The 15,601-nt window shown below is 33.6% G+C and carries 19 protein-coding genes; 16 read left to right on the top strand and 3 right to left on the bottom strand.

Annotated features, from left to right (window positions below; genetic code table 11):
• Nucleotides 1–23 precede the first annotated feature (23 nt).
• Together CRO45_RS04010 and mtnN are read left to right on the top strand one after the other, a co-directional pair.
• Nucleotides 24–770: a YrrS family protein gene (locus tag CRO45_RS04010; RefSeq protein ID WP_097148346.1), complete on the top strand. Its 747-nt coding sequence runs from the start codon at nt 24–26 to the stop codon at nt 768–770.
• A 65-nt stretch (nt 771–835) separates the two neighbouring features.
• Nucleotides 836–1,528, top strand: coding sequence for a 5'-methylthioadenosine/S-adenosylhomocysteine nucleosidase (gene mtnN, locus CRO45_RS04005; protein ID WP_097148345.1), 693 nt, complete (start codon nt 836–838; stop codon nt 1,526–1,528).
• Nucleotides 1,529–1,839: 311 nt separating this feature from the next.
• Here the strand turns inward: mtnN and sigK are convergent, their stop codons facing one another.
• Nucleotides 1,840–2,580: an RNA polymerase sporulation sigma factor SigK gene (gene sigK / locus CRO45_RS04000; RefSeq protein WP_170949412.1), complete on the bottom strand. Its 741-nt coding sequence runs from the start codon at nt 2,578–2,580 to the stop codon at nt 1,840–1,842.
• A 236-nt stretch (nt 2,581–2,816) separates the two neighbouring features.
• Here sigK and CRO45_RS03995 point away from each other — a divergent pair, with 236 nt between their 5' ends.
• The 11 genes from CRO45_RS03995 (at nt 2,817) to CRO45_RS03945 (ending at nt 11,583) form a co-directional block, all read left to right on the top strand.
• A complete protein-coding gene (locus CRO45_RS03995; protein WP_097148343.1) occupies nt 2,817–3,338 on the top strand; it encodes a YqeG family HAD IIIA-type phosphatase in 522 nt (173 codons plus the stop codon).
• The gene (yqeH, locus tag CRO45_RS03990; protein ID WP_097148342.1) at nt 3,335–4,438 is read left to right on the top strand and encodes a ribosome biogenesis GTPase YqeH; all 1,104 of its coding nucleotides are present in this window, start codon (nt 3,335–3,337) and stop codon (nt 4,436–4,438) included. The genes CRO45_RS03995 and yqeH overlap by 4 nt, the downstream gene beginning before the upstream one ends.
• A 26-nt stretch (nt 4,439–4,464) precedes the next feature.
• On the top strand, nt 4,465–5,289 hold the full coding sequence (gene aroE / locus CRO45_RS03985; protein ID WP_097148341.1) for a shikimate dehydrogenase: 825 nt from the start codon (nt 4,465–4,467) through the stop codon (nt 5,287–5,289).
• 41 nt (nt 5,290–5,330) lie between these two features.
• The gene (gene yhbY / locus CRO45_RS03980; protein WP_097148340.1) at nt 5,331–5,636 is read left to right on the top strand and encodes a ribosome assembly RNA-binding protein YhbY; all 306 of its coding nucleotides are present in this window, start codon (nt 5,331–5,333) and stop codon (nt 5,634–5,636) included.
• 13 nt (nt 5,637–5,649) lie between these two features.
• Nucleotides 5,650–6,222, top strand: a complete 573-nt coding sequence (locus CRO45_RS03975) for a nicotinate-nucleotide adenylyltransferase (RefSeq protein ID WP_097148339.1) — start codon at nt 5,650–5,652, stop codon at nt 6,220–6,222.
• Nucleotides 6,209–6,769: a bis(5'-nucleosyl)-tetraphosphatase (symmetrical) YqeK gene (yqeK, locus tag CRO45_RS03970; protein WP_097148338.1), complete on the top strand. Its 561-nt coding sequence runs from the start codon at nt 6,209–6,211 to the stop codon at nt 6,767–6,769. The genes CRO45_RS03975 and yqeK overlap by 14 nt, the downstream gene beginning before the upstream one ends.
• A 64-nt stretch (nt 6,770–6,833) precedes the next feature.
• Nucleotides 6,834–7,184 (top strand): ribosome silencing factor, encoded by a 351-nt coding sequence (gene rsfS / locus CRO45_RS03965; protein ID WP_097148337.1) that lies wholly within the window; start codon nt 6,834–6,836, stop codon nt 7,182–7,184.
• The gene (locus CRO45_RS03960; protein ID WP_097148336.1) at nt 7,181–7,921 is read left to right on the top strand and encodes a class I SAM-dependent DNA methyltransferase; all 741 of its coding nucleotides are present in this window, start codon (nt 7,181–7,183) and stop codon (nt 7,919–7,921) included. Before rsfS ends, CRO45_RS03960 begins: the two co-directional genes overlap by 4 nt.
• Nucleotides 7,922–8,052: 131 nt before the next feature.
• Nucleotides 8,053–8,661, top strand: a complete 609-nt coding sequence (locus CRO45_RS03955) for a helix-hairpin-helix domain-containing protein (protein ID WP_097148335.1) — start codon at nt 8,053–8,055, stop codon at nt 8,659–8,661.
• 80 nt (nt 8,662–8,741) lie between these two features.
• Nucleotides 8,742–9,317 carry a ComE operon protein 2 gene (locus CRO45_RS03950; protein ID WP_097148334.1) on the top strand — a complete coding sequence of 192 codons (576 nt, stop codon included), beginning with the start codon at nt 8,742–8,744 and terminating at the stop codon, nt 9,315–9,317.
• Nucleotides 9,286–11,583, top strand: a complete 2,298-nt coding sequence (locus tag CRO45_RS03945; RefSeq protein WP_170949401.1) for a DNA internalization-related competence protein ComEC/Rec2 — start codon at nt 9,286–9,288, stop codon at nt 11,581–11,583. The genes CRO45_RS03950 and CRO45_RS03945 overlap by 32 nt, the downstream gene beginning before the upstream one ends.
• A 44-nt stretch (nt 11,584–11,627) precedes the next feature.
• Here CRO45_RS03945 and CRO45_RS03940 read toward each other — a convergent pair whose 3' ends face one another.
• Nucleotides 11,628–11,789, bottom strand: coding sequence for a YqzM family protein (locus CRO45_RS03940; protein ID WP_097148333.1), 162 nt, complete (start codon nt 11,787–11,789; stop codon nt 11,628–11,630).
• 177 nt (nt 11,790–11,966) lie between these two features.
• Between CRO45_RS03940 and holA the strand changes: the two genes are divergently transcribed.
• Nucleotides 11,967–12,977 carry a DNA polymerase III subunit delta gene (holA, locus tag CRO45_RS03935; RefSeq protein ID WP_097148332.1) on the top strand — a complete coding sequence of 337 codons (1,011 nt, stop codon included), beginning with the start codon at nt 11,967–11,969 and terminating at the stop codon, nt 12,975–12,977.
• Nucleotides 12,978–13,036: 59 nt separating this feature from the next.
• On the opposite strand, the gene rpsT is transcribed toward holA, so the two are convergent.
• Nucleotides 13,037–13,288, bottom strand: coding sequence for a 30S ribosomal protein S20 (gene rpsT / locus CRO45_RS03930; RefSeq protein ID WP_097148331.1), 252 nt, complete (start codon nt 13,286–13,288; stop codon nt 13,037–13,039).
• Nucleotides 13,289–13,453: 165 nt separating this feature from the next.
• Here rpsT and gpr point away from each other — a divergent pair, with 165 nt between their 5' ends.
• Both gpr and spoIIP read left to right on the top strand, forming a co-directional pair.
• The gene (gpr, locus tag CRO45_RS03925; RefSeq protein ID WP_097148330.1) at nt 13,454–14,485 is read left to right on the top strand and encodes a GPR endopeptidase; all 1,032 of its coding nucleotides are present in this window, start codon (nt 13,454–13,456) and stop codon (nt 14,483–14,485) included.
• Between the two features lie 138 nt (nt 14,486–14,623).
• Nucleotides 14,624–15,490: a stage II sporulation protein P gene (gene spoIIP, locus CRO45_RS03920; protein WP_097148329.1), complete on the top strand. Its 867-nt coding sequence runs from the start codon at nt 14,624–14,626 to the stop codon at nt 15,488–15,490.
• Nucleotides 15,491–15,601: the final 111 nt, after the last annotated feature.

Here is a 15,601-nt window from a genome sequence, read left to right as displayed (position 1 = left end):
TAACCTTAAGGAGGATTTTATCGATGTCTAATCGAGATCATGACTTTTTAACCCGCACTGCAAGTAAAAAAAGATCAAATAGAAATCAAGGTCGGAAAAAATTAGATCGCCTACTAAACGTACTCATAGCAATTGTTGCAGTATTAATTTTAATTAACTTTTACTTTATTTTTACATCTAATGACGAAAAAGCTCAAAATAAAAACGAAACAGAAACAAATCAGTCTTCTGATCAAGTCGCTAAAAATAATGATCAGAATGAACCTATAGAGTCTAGTACTAGTGGACAAGATTCAAGTAAAGATTTAGGTGAAGACTCGAATAATGAAAGTACAAATAGTAACGAAAATAGTAGTGAATCAAATAATGGCACTAGCGCCCACCCGAATGATTCACAAGAAACAAATTCGACAAATACAGAATCGGTAATCACCCAAAATTCAGATGACCCTATAGTAGAGCAGGTAATTATTAACCCGAATTGGGAAGTGACGCCAACGAAACAAAGTGGCGAACATAGATCTACTTATGAAAAAGGTCATATTGATTATGAAGAGAAATTACTAACAATTCGAAACGCAGTTGGATTAAGTGAAGATAATATTATTTATTGGAGTGTTAAAAATAACGGAAGTAGCGAAAATTCAATTGCAGTCGTTTCATCAATGGATAAGCAACAAAAATATCGTGTAAGTATTGAATGGGTAGCAAATCAAGGTTGGAAACCTGTTAAAATGGAAATATTAAAAGAAATTGAAGGCGCATATTAGTATTTTGGTAATTTCCTTTAAAGATAATTTCTACATTCAATAAGGGTAGCTATGGAGGTAAATGAATGAAAATAGCAGTAATCGGAGCAATGGAAGAAGAAGTAGAATTACTAAGAAATGAACTAAAAAATTCAGAAGTAAAGACTATTGCAAATAGCGAGTTTACTACTGGTACATATAATGATAAAGAAGTTGTATTACTTAAAAGTGGCATTGGGAAAGTAAATGCTGCAATGGGTACAACAATTTTGTTATATGAATTTAAACCAGATGTGGTCATTAATACAGGATCAGCAGGTGGATATGACCCAAACCTTGAAGTTGGAGCAGTTGTTATTTCTGATGAAGTACGACATCACGATGTAGATGTAACAATTTTTAATTATGAGATGGGGCAAGTCCCACAATTACCTGCTGCATTCAAATCAGACGAACGATTAATGAATGTCGCAAAAGAAGCGGTTGCTGAAGTTGGTGAACATCAATATGCTGTTGGCTTAATTTGTTCAGGGGATTCATTTATGAACGATCCGAAGCGTGTGGAAATGGTACGAGAATACTTCCCAAGCATGAAAGCATGTGAAATGGAAGCTGCCGCTGTAGCTCAAGTATGCTATCAATTTGGTACACCATTTGTTGTAATTCGTGCGTTGTCTGATATCGCTGGAAAAGAATCAAATATAAGTTTTGATGAATTTTTGCCAACTGCTGCAAAACATTCAACAGAAATTGTCCTTAAAACGATTTCGAAACTATAAAAACTAAAAGTCTAGAAGTAGTCAGGTTAGCTTCAAACCGCACTATAAATATTTGATTATTTACTGATATTTAATAAATTGGTTAGACAACGTGAAAAATTTAACAGTAATTTATTGTTACAAATGGTACAATGATATTATTATGTGATTTGTGAGGAGGTCATGGTCAATGTTATTTATTATGGCTGCATCAGTATGTATTACTGCGGTGATTGGTATAGTTGCTTATTTCGGTACTACTGAGGATACAACATACTAAAATATCCAATAATATGGCTCATTTAAGACGTAACGTCTTAAATGAGCCATTTTTATTGGATATCTGTTTTCTCTTTTTCTCTTTCTTTCTCCTGTTGAATTTGATTGTGTTTAAATTGCTGATATAATTTCACAAGTGCCCGTTTTTCAATTCTAGAAACGTAACTTCTAGAAATTTTTAGTTTTTTTGCAATTTCTTTTTGAGTTAGTGGATCATTATTATTTAAACCATATCTATAAACGATAATTTCTAGTTCTCTAGGTTCAAGGGTATTTAAATACTCATAGAGTTGTTCAAAACTTTCTTTCTGTTCAATAACTTCAATAGCAGGTTGTTCGTCCATTTGAAGTAGGTCTCTGATTTGCAAAGATTGACCTTCTTTATCTACACCAATGGGTTCAAACAAAGAAACATCTTTTTGTACTTTTTTCTGTGCTCTGAGATGCATTAAAATTTCGTTTTCAATACATCTTGCTGCATAGGTTGCTAGACGAGTTTTTTTGTCAGGTGTGTAACTACTTACAGCTTTCATTAAACCGATCGTTCCAATTGAAATATAATCGTCTAATTGTTCATGTGCCGGGTGGAACTTTTTTACAACGTGAGCGACCAATCTCATGTTTCGTTCAATTAAATCAAGACGTGCTTGTTCATCACCAGCCATGAAACGTTCAATGGCCTTTGCCTCTTCTTCTTTAGTAAAAGGCTTGTGAAAAGCCTGACCCTTAAGATATCCAAGGAATGAAGGAATATCTAACCAAAGCTGCATAAGTGAAGCAAAGAGTCCGCCCAGTTACGTCATCCTTTCTACCTTTTTCGACATTATATGATTTTTAACGAGTGAAAATGAAAATACTTTAAGAAAATAAGAAAAATGTTATTCATAAAAAACAAAGGTTTCCATTTCTAAAAAATGATAATTATTTATTGATTATCTATAATATGCAAGAAATGACATAGTGACAATGGGACAAGCTAATTCGTTATGATATAATCAAATAATAAAATTTATTGAGTGGGGTATCATCGTTGTATAATTTTTTATTGCCAAAAGAGTTTGTTACTTCAGTATATGAAATAACTCCAGAAAAGTTAGAGAAACTAGGGATTAAGGGAATCATTACTGATTTAGATAATACGTTAATCGAATGGAATCGACATGAAGCAACAGAAGAGATTGCAAATTGGATTAAAGGTATGGAAGAAGCGGGAATCAAAGTCATTATTGCTTCAAATAACAATGAAGCAAGGGTAAAACGATTTGCAGATCCACTAGGTATTCCATATATTTATAAAGCAAGAAAGCCGTTAGGAGCAGCTTATTTAGCAGCATTAAAGCAACTAGGATTAAAGAAAAACGAAGTAATAATGGTTGGAGATCAATTACTTACTGACGTTATGGGAGCTAATCGATTGAAATTGTATACAATTTTAGTTCGACCTGTAGCAGAATCAGATGGTATGGTTACGAAATTCAATCGTTTTGTTGAACGACGTGTATTTAATTCTTTAAAACGTAGAGGCATTAAAACTTGGGAGGAAAAAGAATGACAGAAGAGCTACATTGCATTGGCTGTGGTGCAGTAATTCAAACAGAAGATAAAGAGGCAGTGGGATATACACCTCTTTCATCATTAACTAAGGAAACCGTTATTTGTCAACGTTGTTTTCGTTTAAAAAATTACAATGAGATTCAACCAGTGAGTCTAACTGACGACGATTTTCTACGTATTTTAAATGGTCTTGGTGAACAAGAAGGACTAATTGTAAAAATTGTCGATATATTTGATTTTAATGGCAGTTGGTTACCTGGACTTCATCGATTTGTTGGCAAAAATCCGGTTTTATTGGTTGCAAATAAGGCAGACTTACTTCCGAAATCAGTTAAGCCAAACAAAGTGATTAACTGGATTAAACGAGAAGCGAAAAGTTTAGGATTACAACCAATTGATGTGCTACTAGTTAGTGCCCATAGAGGGTTTGGAATATCAGACGTTGTTGAAGCTATTGAACAACACCGTAAAGGGAAAAATGTCTACGTAGTAGGTTGTACTAATGTTGGAAAATCGACGTTTATTAATCGTATTATTAAGCAGGCAACAGGAGAAGGAAATGTAATAACAACATCGCATTTCCCAGGTACAACTTTAGATATGATTGAAATACCATTAGACGACGGTGCAGCACTTTACGATACACCTGGGATAATTAACCATCACCAAATGGCACACCATATCGATTCAAGTGAATTAAAATACATTACGCCGAAAAAGGAAATTAAGCCGAAAGTATATCAGCAAAATGCTGGACAAACATTATTTATTGGTGCTTTAGCAAGGTTCGACTTTATACGTGGAGAAAGATCTGCTTTTACGATTCATATAGCAAATGATTTACCAATTCATCGTACAAAGTTAGAAAAAGCAGATACACTATACGAAGAACATAAGGGCGAATTATTATCACCACCTACTTCAAAGTTCATAGAAAGATTACCGGAACTTGTAAGACACGAATTTTCAATTAAAGAAAATAAAACTGACGTCGTTATATCTGGTTTAGGATGGATTACTGTACAACATGCAAATGTAGTTGTTGCAGTCCATGCTCCAAAAGGTGTAGAGGTGTTTATACGACCTTCACTAATATAAATAAAAAGAGAAGGGATATTTGGAAAATGAAGAAATGGTTTGCTGTAATTGGAGATCCAATAGCTCAGTCAAAATCTCCAGAAATGCATAATACATGGTTTGACTTGGATGGATTCGATGCGAGTTATATTCCAATTCGAGTAAAACCAGAGGATTTGGAAAAAGCGATTAATTCTTTGAATTTGCTGGGAGTTAGTGGATTTAACGTCACTATTCCACACAAAACTACAATCATCCCATTTTTAGATGAAATCGATGAAACAGCAAAACTTATGGGAGCTGTTAATACAGTAGTTCGTTTAAAAAATGGCCATTTAAAAGGGTATAACACTGATGGAGTCGGATTTGTTCGCTCTTTGGAAGAAAAGGTAGGCAATGAATTACGTAATCAACCTGTACTAATGATTGGTGCAGGTGGTGCAGCAAGAGGAATTGCTTTTGCTTTAAAAAATCAAGGTTATGAAAACATTACTGTCACTAACCGTACACTATCTAAAGCACGTGATCTTATCGACGCTTTAGGTAGTGGAAAAGTCATAACAAATGAAGAAGCAAGTCAAATGTTAAATAAATATAAAATAATAATTCAAACGACATCTGCTGGTATGAATTACGGTGAATTTTCTTTACCATTTTCAATAGACCGAATGTCAAAAGACGCAATTGCGTCAGATATTGTGTATAATCCATTAGTGACTCCTTTTTTACAACATGCAAAAGAAATTGGAGCAACCGTTGTAACTGGTGTTGGAATGTTTGTACATCAAGGAGCAATTGCTTATGAACATTGGTTAGGTCAATATCCAGATACAAAACTGATGGTTGAAAAACTAACAGAACAGTTAAATTAAAGGTATATAGTAATTTACCTACAGGAGGATTTTCATTTTTTATGTTAACAGGAAAACAAAAGAGATATTTAAGAGCAGAGGCACATCATTTAACACCTATCTTTCAAGTTGGAAAAGGTGGCGTCAATGAGCAAATGCTACGTCAAATAGAAGATGCGCTAGAAGCCCGTGAGTTATTAAAAGTACGCATCTTAGACAATTGTGAAGAAGAAAAACATGAAGTGGCTGAAGCACTAGCAAAAGGAACGAACTCTGAACTTGTGCAATTAATCGGCTTAACTGTCGTACTATATAAAGAATCAAAAAATAATAAAAAAATTCATTTACCTCGAGTAGATAAAAAGTAAGGTGTTGTTTGGAATGAAAAAAGTTGGCATTTTAGGTGGAACATTTAACCCTCCACATATCGGTCATCTCATTTGTGCAAATGAAGCTTTTCATGCACTTAACCTTGATGAAGTCCGTTTTATGCCAAATGCAATTGCACCTCACAAACAACTTAGAGGAGATGCCACAACGACCGATCGACTTCGAATGGTTGAGATTATGGCGGAATCGAACCCAAATTTCAAGGTAGAAACCATTGAAGTTGAACGTGGTGGCATTTCATATACTTATGATACGATGGTAGCTTTACTCAATCGTGAACCTAATGTAGAGTTCTATTTTATTATTGGTGGAGATATGATTGATTCACTCCATAATTGGTTTAAAATTGATGAATTAATGAAGCTCGTAAAGTTTGTTGGTTTTAGACGTCCCGGCTCTAACTCTTACACAAACTTAAAAGTGCAAATGATTGAAGCACCTGAAATAGACTTATCTTCCACGTTAATTCGACATCGCTTTACTAATGGGGGAACATTAAAATTTTTACTTCCTGAAGGTGTAGAAGCTTATATTCGAAAGGAAGGTCTATATGGAACGCGCTGAATATTTAGAAGCAATTAAACAAAGAATGCCTGAAAAAAGATATATTCATACATTAGGAGTTATGGAAACGGCAATTAAATTAGCTCGAAAATATGGGGAAGACGTTAAAGCTGCTGAAACTGCTGCAATTTTACATGATATTGCTAAGTATGCGGATGAACAATGGATGATCCAAATTGTGCAAGAACATGGGCTAGACAAACAGCTTGTCAATTGGGGTCCTGAAATTTTACATGGACCAGTTGGCGCGTGGATTGCGGAACATGAATTTAATATTAATAACGAAGATATACTAAATTCAATTCGCTTTCATACAACAGGTAGACCTGGGATGTCTAAACTAGAAAAAATTATTTTTATTGCTGATATGATTGAACCGAACCGTAAGTTTGACGGAGTAGAAAAACTTAGAAATAATGCTGAAATAGATTTAGAAAAAGCAATGCGTTCATGCATTTGGCATTCTATTCAGTTTTTAGTTAACACTAAACAAAAGATTTACCCATTATCGATTGAATGTTATAACGATTTAATTGATTTGGACTAAATTCAAGGCTAATAATTAAAATGAAAATTATTAAAAACTTTAAGAAGAGAGGAAAAGTGAAAGAATGACAGAAAGTTTATTACAAGTTGCTTACAAAGCTATTGACGACAAACGTGCGGAAGATATCGTTGTGTTAAATATGCAAAACATTTCTTTACTAGCGGATTATTTCATTATTTGTCATGGGAACTCTGATCGACAAATTCAAGCGATAGCAAGAGAAGTTCAAGAAAAAGCATACGAGCAAGGCTTTGATGTGAAAAGAGTAGAAGGTTTTGATTCCGCACGTTGGGTTTTAGTGGACTTAGGTGATGTTGTTGTGCATATTTTCCATAAGGATGAAAGAGTGTTTTACAACTTAGAACGTTTATGGGGCGATGCACCACAATTAGATGCCCCGACTATAGAACTATGAGCAACTATGTAAAATTTGCAGAAGTATATGATGTACTGATGCAAGACGTTCCATACAATGAATACATTAATTGGGTAAAGAAGTATGCACCTAGTGAAGAGTACCCATTATTATTAGATGTTGGTTGTGGAACAGGAACACTTACATCAAAATTCCACCAAGAAGGATATGATGTGAGTGGAATTGATCTTTCCGAAGAAATGTTAGCTATCGCAAATGACCGAGCAATGAAAGAAGGAATTTCGATTCCTTTTTTTCAAATGTCGATGGATGAAATTGATGGGTTTCAAAATTATGATGTAATTACTATTCCCATTGATTCTATAAATTATCTTCAAGATGAGCACTCCGTTCAGGAGACATTTAAACGTATTTATGAATCTTTGCGTAAAGGTGGACAGTTATTTTTTGACGTTCACTCATTATATAAAATGAATGAGATTTTCATGGAAAGTCCATTCACATATGATGATGGTAATATTCTATATGTTTGGCATACAGAAGAAGGAGAAGATGAACATTCCGTTTACCATCAAATGACATTCTTTGTAAAGGAAAGTAATACGGAAAAATTTGTACGCTTTGATGAAGAACATTATCAGCGTACGTTTCCAATAGACTTTTATAAAGAATGGCTATATCAATCTGGATTTTCTAAAGTTGAAATTTACGCTGATTTTACTGATGAAGATCCGGATTTTGAGAGTGAGAGAATCTTTTTTAGAGCTATAAAATGAATAAAAATTCTCTCAAATACCTCTTGTTAACAGAAGGTAAATTTTGTAATATAGAGATATCTCCATATGATTTACCTTCTGGAAAGTAGGTGTTTTAATGTTCCAGAACTTCGTGAAAAAGTATGGATTAAGTGTGCTATTCCCCAGGCATACTTTGTATTGTAATTCTTTTCATATTCCTTCAACAAAACCACTCAAGTGAAGAACAACTTGAACCACTTACATTAATTCCAATTGAAACTGAACAATCGAATTTGGACGAACCATCTCTTGTTATAGAAGAGCAAGAGTTTCAACAAAATGTAATTGTTGATATTAAGGGGGCTGTAAAATACCCTGGTGTCTACGAGCTCTCATCGGAAAAACGTATTATCGACGTCATCGAACTTGCTGGTGGCTATACAGAAGACGCTAATTCAAAGAACATAAATCATGCACAAAAATTACAGGATGAGATGGTAATATATGTTCCTAGAATAGATGAAGAAATGGAAGAAGAACAATTTAAATCTATCGTCACTTCTCCAGAAACTAAATCTTCATCAAATCTAGTAAATATCAATATGGCAAATGAATCAGAACTATCAACTTTACCTGGAATTGGTCCGTCTAAAGCCCAGGCAATTATTGCTTATCGCCAGGAACAAGGGAATTTTCAAACAGTGGAAGATTTGAAAAATGTAACTGGTATTGGTGATAAAACCTTTGAAAAATTGAAAGAATTTATTACTGTAAAATAGTAAATATTGATCCTCACATTGCAACTGTTCTGTTTTAGGTCTAAACTAACAATAGATAGATAAAGTGTGGAGGTAATCATATGGAACGTATTACTTGGGATCAATTTTTCATGGCACAAAGTCATTTATTAGCTTTAAGAAGTACATGTACTAGATTAGCTGTAGGAGCTACTATAGTTAGGGAAAAAAGAATTATAGCTGGTGGCTATAATGGATCAATATCAGGGGACGAGCATTGTATAGAACAAGGGTGTTATGTAATTGATAACCATTGTGTTCGTACTGTCCATGCAGAAGTAAATGCATTGTTACAATGTGCAAAATATGGTACATCCACAGACGATGCAGATTTATATGTTACACATTTCCCGTGTTTACCTTGTACGAAGTCAATTATTCAATCTGGCATTAAAAATGTGTATTACGCTACTAGTTATAAAAATAACCCTTATGCTTTAGAATTGTTTGAAAAAGCAAATGTGAATGTTGTACACGTCCCATTTGATGAAGCGAAAATAGACTTCTTACAAGATGAAAAACTACAGTTTTCTCTTGAAATGATGAACAAACTTCGTAGTTTAGGTGCTACAGAGGAAGAATTAGTCCCTTTTGAACAGAAGGTGAATGAATTATTTGGTAAACTCATTAAAGCATAAATGGTTAATTTACGCCTTGTCGGTTTTAGTAGCAGCAATCGCTGCACATGAATCGATAGGGTTTTTATTTTTGTTATTAGTAGTTTTTCTATTTTGCGTCTACAAGCGGTTCGCGATGCTTCATTGTTTTTATGTAATTATAGTTGGTATCGTTTGTTATTTACATTTTTCGAACCAAATGAATCAAATTTACGAACCATTGGAACTTCCCGTCACGCTAACCTGGACAGATGAGTATAAAATTAATGGGGCTAAAATAAGAGGTTTTATGAAGGATGATCAGGGGCATAAAGTTTATGTAACTTACGAACTCAAAACAAAGGAAGAGAAGTATCGGTTTCAAACGATGCCATTAGTTGGTATGAGATTTGAAATTATTGGTACGTTAAATAAGCCAGATCCACCGGCTCATAAGTATGGATTTAATATGGACAATTATTTAAAAAGTAAAGGTGCAATTGGTATTTTAGAAATTTTGGATTGGACATACATTAATTCAACTTCTTCTATTTTTCAAAAAATTAGTTCACAAAGGCATTTTCTAATTCAACATATTGAAAACACTTTTCCAACATCTCTCGTAGCAGAAGCTCAAAGTTTACTCATTGGTTTCCAGGAAAATGTAGATTCAGAAATGACAAGAGCTTATCAAAAGCTTGGAATTACCCATTTATTTGCGATTTCAGGATTGCACATTGCAATTCTTTCGTTAATTGTATTTCAAGGCTTATTAAGAATCGGGGTAAGAAGAGAGCTTGCTACTTTATTATTAATTTTAATATTGCCCATCTATGGTATGTTAGCGGGGGGAGCCCCCTCTGTATGGCGCGCGGTTATAGTCGCCGAAATTATCCTGCTGACACAACTATATAAAAAAATACCGGTGGATGATGCCTTAGCCATTAGTTTTATTTTCTTTGTATTGATAGAGCCTTGGTCAATCTATCAAATCGGTTTTCAACTTTCTTATTTAGCAACTTTAAGTTTAATTTATTCTGGAAATATACTAAATCGTTATAAGTCTTGGATTATTCAATCCTTCTTAATTACATTTGTTTGCCAATTGTTAGTATATCCCTTATTACTATTCCATTTTTATGAAATAAGTATTTCTTCGCTAGTTGCCAACATAGTTTTTGTACCACTTTTTTCGTTTGTTATTTTACCTATTAATATTGTGTTATTAATTGTATCCTTTTTACCAGGACAGGTTGATAGTATTCTTTTTAATATTTATGAACCATTGAGGGAGCTTTTAGCTCAGTTTATTTTATGGATTCAGACATTACCTAATCAGATGTGGATTCCAGGTAAACCAGCTTTAATACTAATTGTAGTCGCTTATTTAAGCATCTTTTATTCTTTTTACTTGTTTGATAAAGGTGCAAAGATTTGGAAGTATTGTTTAGTCTTGTTCATACCTATTTTGCTTTTACATTTCCATAACAAATCGTTTGCAGATTTGAGAATATCATTTATTTCTGTGGGACAAGGAGATAGTATTTTAATTGAGTTACCTTATAGCTCAGAAGTCTACCTAATAGATTCAGGTGGTGTTTTAAGATTTGAAGGTGAGGAATGGAAAAAAACGAATGAGCCCTATGAAGTGGGAAGACAAGTCGTTGTACCATATCTAAAGGGAAAAGGGATACATCGTATTAATAAGTTAATCATAACTCATGCTGATAGTGATCACGTAGAAGGTGCTGAAGAAATTGTAAAGGAGCTAGAAGTGAAAGAAATCCATATTTCACCTAATTCTTATGAAAAAGATGTTATGAAGGATTTAGTTCAAGCGACTAACGATATGAAGATTCCTATACTAGAACAAATGTCGGATAATTATTGGATAGCAAACGATTATATTTTTCAATATCTTTGGCCAAATGATGTTGAATATGAGGGGAATGATGATTCTCTCGTTTTATATGTTGCGAATGATCAGTTTAGCGTATTGTTTACTGGCGATTTAGAAGAAGCAGGTGAAAAAGAGATGCTAAAACAATACCCGAAGTTAAAAAATATAAATATTTTAAAAGCAGGTCACCATGGGAGTAAAACATCAAGTAGTGAAATTTTTATACAAAATTTAATGCCACAATTAACAATTTTTAGCTCGGGGAAAAATAATCGATATGGACATCCTCATAAAGAGGTCATTGAACGATATCAAAACAATGGAATCGGAATGTTAAACACTGCAGATTCTGGAACGATAGAAATTACGGTCAACAAAAAAGAAATAAAGGTAATAACAAGTTACTAAAAAGGAAAAAAGCTTTGTCAAATTTGACAAAGCTTTCGACTTAGTTATACAGCAGCAATAATTGTTGCGATCGTAAACATAAGTGCAAAGAAGACGAATGATACTACAAATCCAATGCCAGCAGGGATTACTTGGTTTCCTTGCATAGCTCCATTATCGCCTTCAAAAGGGTTATGTGTAACAACGTTTTCTGTATTATGTGCCATACTATCCCTCCTACTCAAACTACATTATAAGTTAATAAATAGTAAAAATCTATATGAAATCAAATAAAATCTACCAATTGAGCATTAGAAGTACGTCACACTTTATACAAACATACAACAAGTATGTGTTAAAATGTGTATACTTATAAGTGGAAAGATTTATAGGGGGCTATTTGTATGTTTACAAAAGTTTGGAATGATATAAAGAATGGGAATATTGCTCCTGTCTATTGTTTAGTTGGAGAAGAGTCCTATTTTATAGACGAAACGCTAAATAGATTAAAAAAAGCATTAGCATCAACTGAAGATGCTGAAATTATGAGCTTTGATTTGGAAGAGTCTCCTGTAGATTTTGTAATAGATGAAGCTGACACATTTCCTTTCTTTTCAGAAAAGAAATTAATTATAGCAAAAAATGCATCCTTTTTAAAAGCAACAGAAAAAGGTAAAGAAAAAATTGATCATGATTTAGGACGTTTAGAAAATTGGTTGAAAAACCCATCAGATTTTGCTGTTACAGTTTTTATTGCTCCTTATGAAAAGCTAGACGAGCGTAAAAAAATTACAAAACAAATAAAACAAAATAGTGTTATGTTAATTGCAGAACCACTAAAAGAAAATGACTTAAATGTTTGGGTTCTAAGTGCAGTAAAAAGCTATGGTAAAACAATAAACAACGATGCCATTGATAAATTAGTCGAGATGGTAGGCGTAAATATGTTGCAATTACAAAAAGAAATTGAAAAACTTGCACTTTACCTTGGTGATGATCAAGTTATTAACGTAAATTTGGTAGAGGATTTAGTAGCTAAAACGTTAGAGCATGATGCTTTTAAAATGTTGAATGCATATTTAGCTCATAACAATGCAGAAGCTATTCAAATTTACCATGATTTATTAAGACAAAAAGAGGAACCGATTATGTTAGTTGGTTTACTTTCATCCAACATTCGCACGATGAACAATGTGTTTTATTTACAAAGAAAAGGCTACCACCCAACGCAAATAGCTAAGCAGCTTAAGGTGCATCCATATCGCGTGAAATTAATGCTAGAACAAAAATCTCGTCCTAGTGAAGAAAGACTATTAAAAGCGTTAAATAAACTATCTGAGATCGATTTAATGTTGAAGAGTGTTAGTGGAAATAGAGAAAGATATTTAGAAATGTTTCTACTAAAAGCATTATAAACATATAAAAAAACCATCCTACTTAAAGTAAGGATGGTTTTTATTTTTAAAGGCTTCAATTAGTTCGCTTTTTTAGTTAAACGAGACTTTTTACGGCTAGCCGCATTTTTATGAATAAGGCCTTTAGAAGCCGCTGTATCAAGAGCTTTGTGTGCTGCTACTACTAATTCTTGTGCGTTTTCAGCACCTGTTGCTAAAGCTTGTTCAGCTTTTCTAACAGTAGTACGCATAGCAGATTTTGCTTGTGAGTTTGCAGCGTTTGCTTTTTCAGCAACTTTAACACGTTTAATTGCAGATTTAATATTTGGCATAACTTTCACCTCCTAAGATAGGACCTGAGATGAGTATCTTCTCACTAGTTTCGATTGTCAATACAACAAAAATCATTCTACCAAAGGAAATCTATAATTGCAATAGATAAATGCAAAGAATATTTACTTGACAGTTTGACCAACATATAAATTGAGGTGATTTTAATGGCAGAAATTGAGGTAAATTGGAGTAGAACCGACCTAATAGATGAGGCCGAAGAAGTAGTACAACATCGCACCAAAAAGCAAAAAGAAAAATTAGAAGAGACCAGTGGCGTCGTCATTGAAGAATTTAAGGAAAATCGAGTAAATGTTACGAAAGTTACGGTAGATAAACAAGGTTCAGAAGAGATAGGAAAAAAAGAGGGTACTTATATTACACTTTCCGTTCCTACATTATACGTAGATGACGAAAATGGATTTGAACAACTAGAAAAATCTTTCGTAAAATACTTAGATGAGATTCATAAAGATATTACAATTGATAAGGAAAGTAAAGTTCTCGTCGTTGGACTTGGAAATAAAACAATAACACCCGATGCTGTCGGACCATTTGCAATTGATGCAATGCAAGCTGAGAATTCAGAAAATCCAAGTGATCATTTTATTATGTATGCTCCTGGTGTTACGGGACAAACAGGTTTTGAAACAAGTGACTTTATCCATGCATTAGTTCAAAAAATAAATCCTGCGTTAGTTCTCGTTATTGACGCTTTAGCAACTCGTGGATCTGAGCGTTTATGTAAGACGATTCAAATTACTGATACTGGTATTCATCCAGGATCGGGAGTTGGAAACCAACGTACAGAAGTATCAAAAGAAGTATTTGGTGTTCCAGTTACAGCAATAGGTATTCCTACTGTAGTAGATGCTACGGTTATTATCGCAGATGCAGTAGAAAAAGTATTTCGATCAATTGCTGCTAGAGTTCAGGAGAAAGGTAAACCTTCTAGTAAATTATCTGTTTCATCTTGGACACCAGATCCAAATGCGAGACTTGATATGAATGTTATTAAACCGATTTTTGGAGAATGGTCTACATGGTCTTCTAACGATCGTCTTCAATTATTCCAAGAAGTATTAAACTCAAATCCGGAAAGACTAATAGTAACTCCTAAAGAAGTTGATGTGTGGATTACTAAATATTCTCTATTAGTAAGTGATGCTTTATTTAAATGGATGAAGAAAAAAGTGTAGCCTGGTTTAGTAGAAGTTTCCTATTTTTATGCTTATTAACAATGGCAAAACTATCAAAAGTCACAATTTTATTAAGGTGTATATAGATAGTTCTAAAATTCCTCTCCTCTCCATATTGTAGTGGAAGGAGAGGATGTCATGATAAAACAAATACAAATATTAGCTGCTTTTTTAGTTTTCTTTTTTGTTTTACCGATTATTGCAGGACTTTTACCGTTTCCGAATAACGCAAAAATTGAATATCCAAAAGTGAAAGAACCACAAATTGTGTATGCGGCAGGTACAGTTACAACACCGAAAACAGAGACACCACCTACAACAACGACAGTTTCATCAACGCCAACAACAACTGACGTTTCCCAACCTCTTAGTCCCTTTGATGTTTTGATTTATTTTACTCACTCTCATGAAACGTACAAACCGTTTGTTGAAAGCGCAACTGGAACAATTGCTGTTTATGATAGCATTACGAATTTATTTTCAATGCAAGATATGATAAAAAATTACTTTCAATTAAACGGCTTAACTACAAAAATATTAGATGTTGATGTTCAAGGTGTCATGAAGCAAAATGGATTACCATTCCATTTAGCGTATGATACATCTAGAAAATATGTAGCTGAAGAATTGCAGCAGAATACGTATGATTTAATATTGGATATTCATCGAGACGCTGTAGGTGCCGAAGCGACTACTGTGTCACATAATAATGTGAAATATGCAAAAATAGCCTTTGTAGTAGGGGCTGAAAACCCAAACTATAAATCGAATTTATCTTATGCCAATGCATTAAGTGACTCGTTAAATAAAATAATCCCAGGTATCTCCCGTGGTGCATTGATCAAAGAGGGTAAGGGAGTAGATGGAGTCTATAACCAGGATTTAGCGAAAGAATTATTAGTAGTTGAAATTGGTGGAATTGATAATACGGAAGATGAAGTGTATCGTACAATTTCAATTCTTGCTCAGGCAATTTCAAAAACATTTGTAACGAAAGAGTTATAAATATATATTGTTTTCTTGATAAGAAACATTGCTAAAGTTAATGTTACACTGCTATAATTCAAATTAGTTTAACCTAGGATAAGATAGAAGTTCTTATTTAATTTAGAAATT

Origin of the sequence: Ureibacillus acetophenoni, from assembly GCF_900220965.1 — a bacterium.
GTDB lineage: Bacteria > Bacillota > Bacilli > Bacillales_A > Planococcaceae > Ureibacillus > Ureibacillus acetophenoni.
This window is presented reverse-complemented; position numbering and strand designations above follow the sequence as displayed.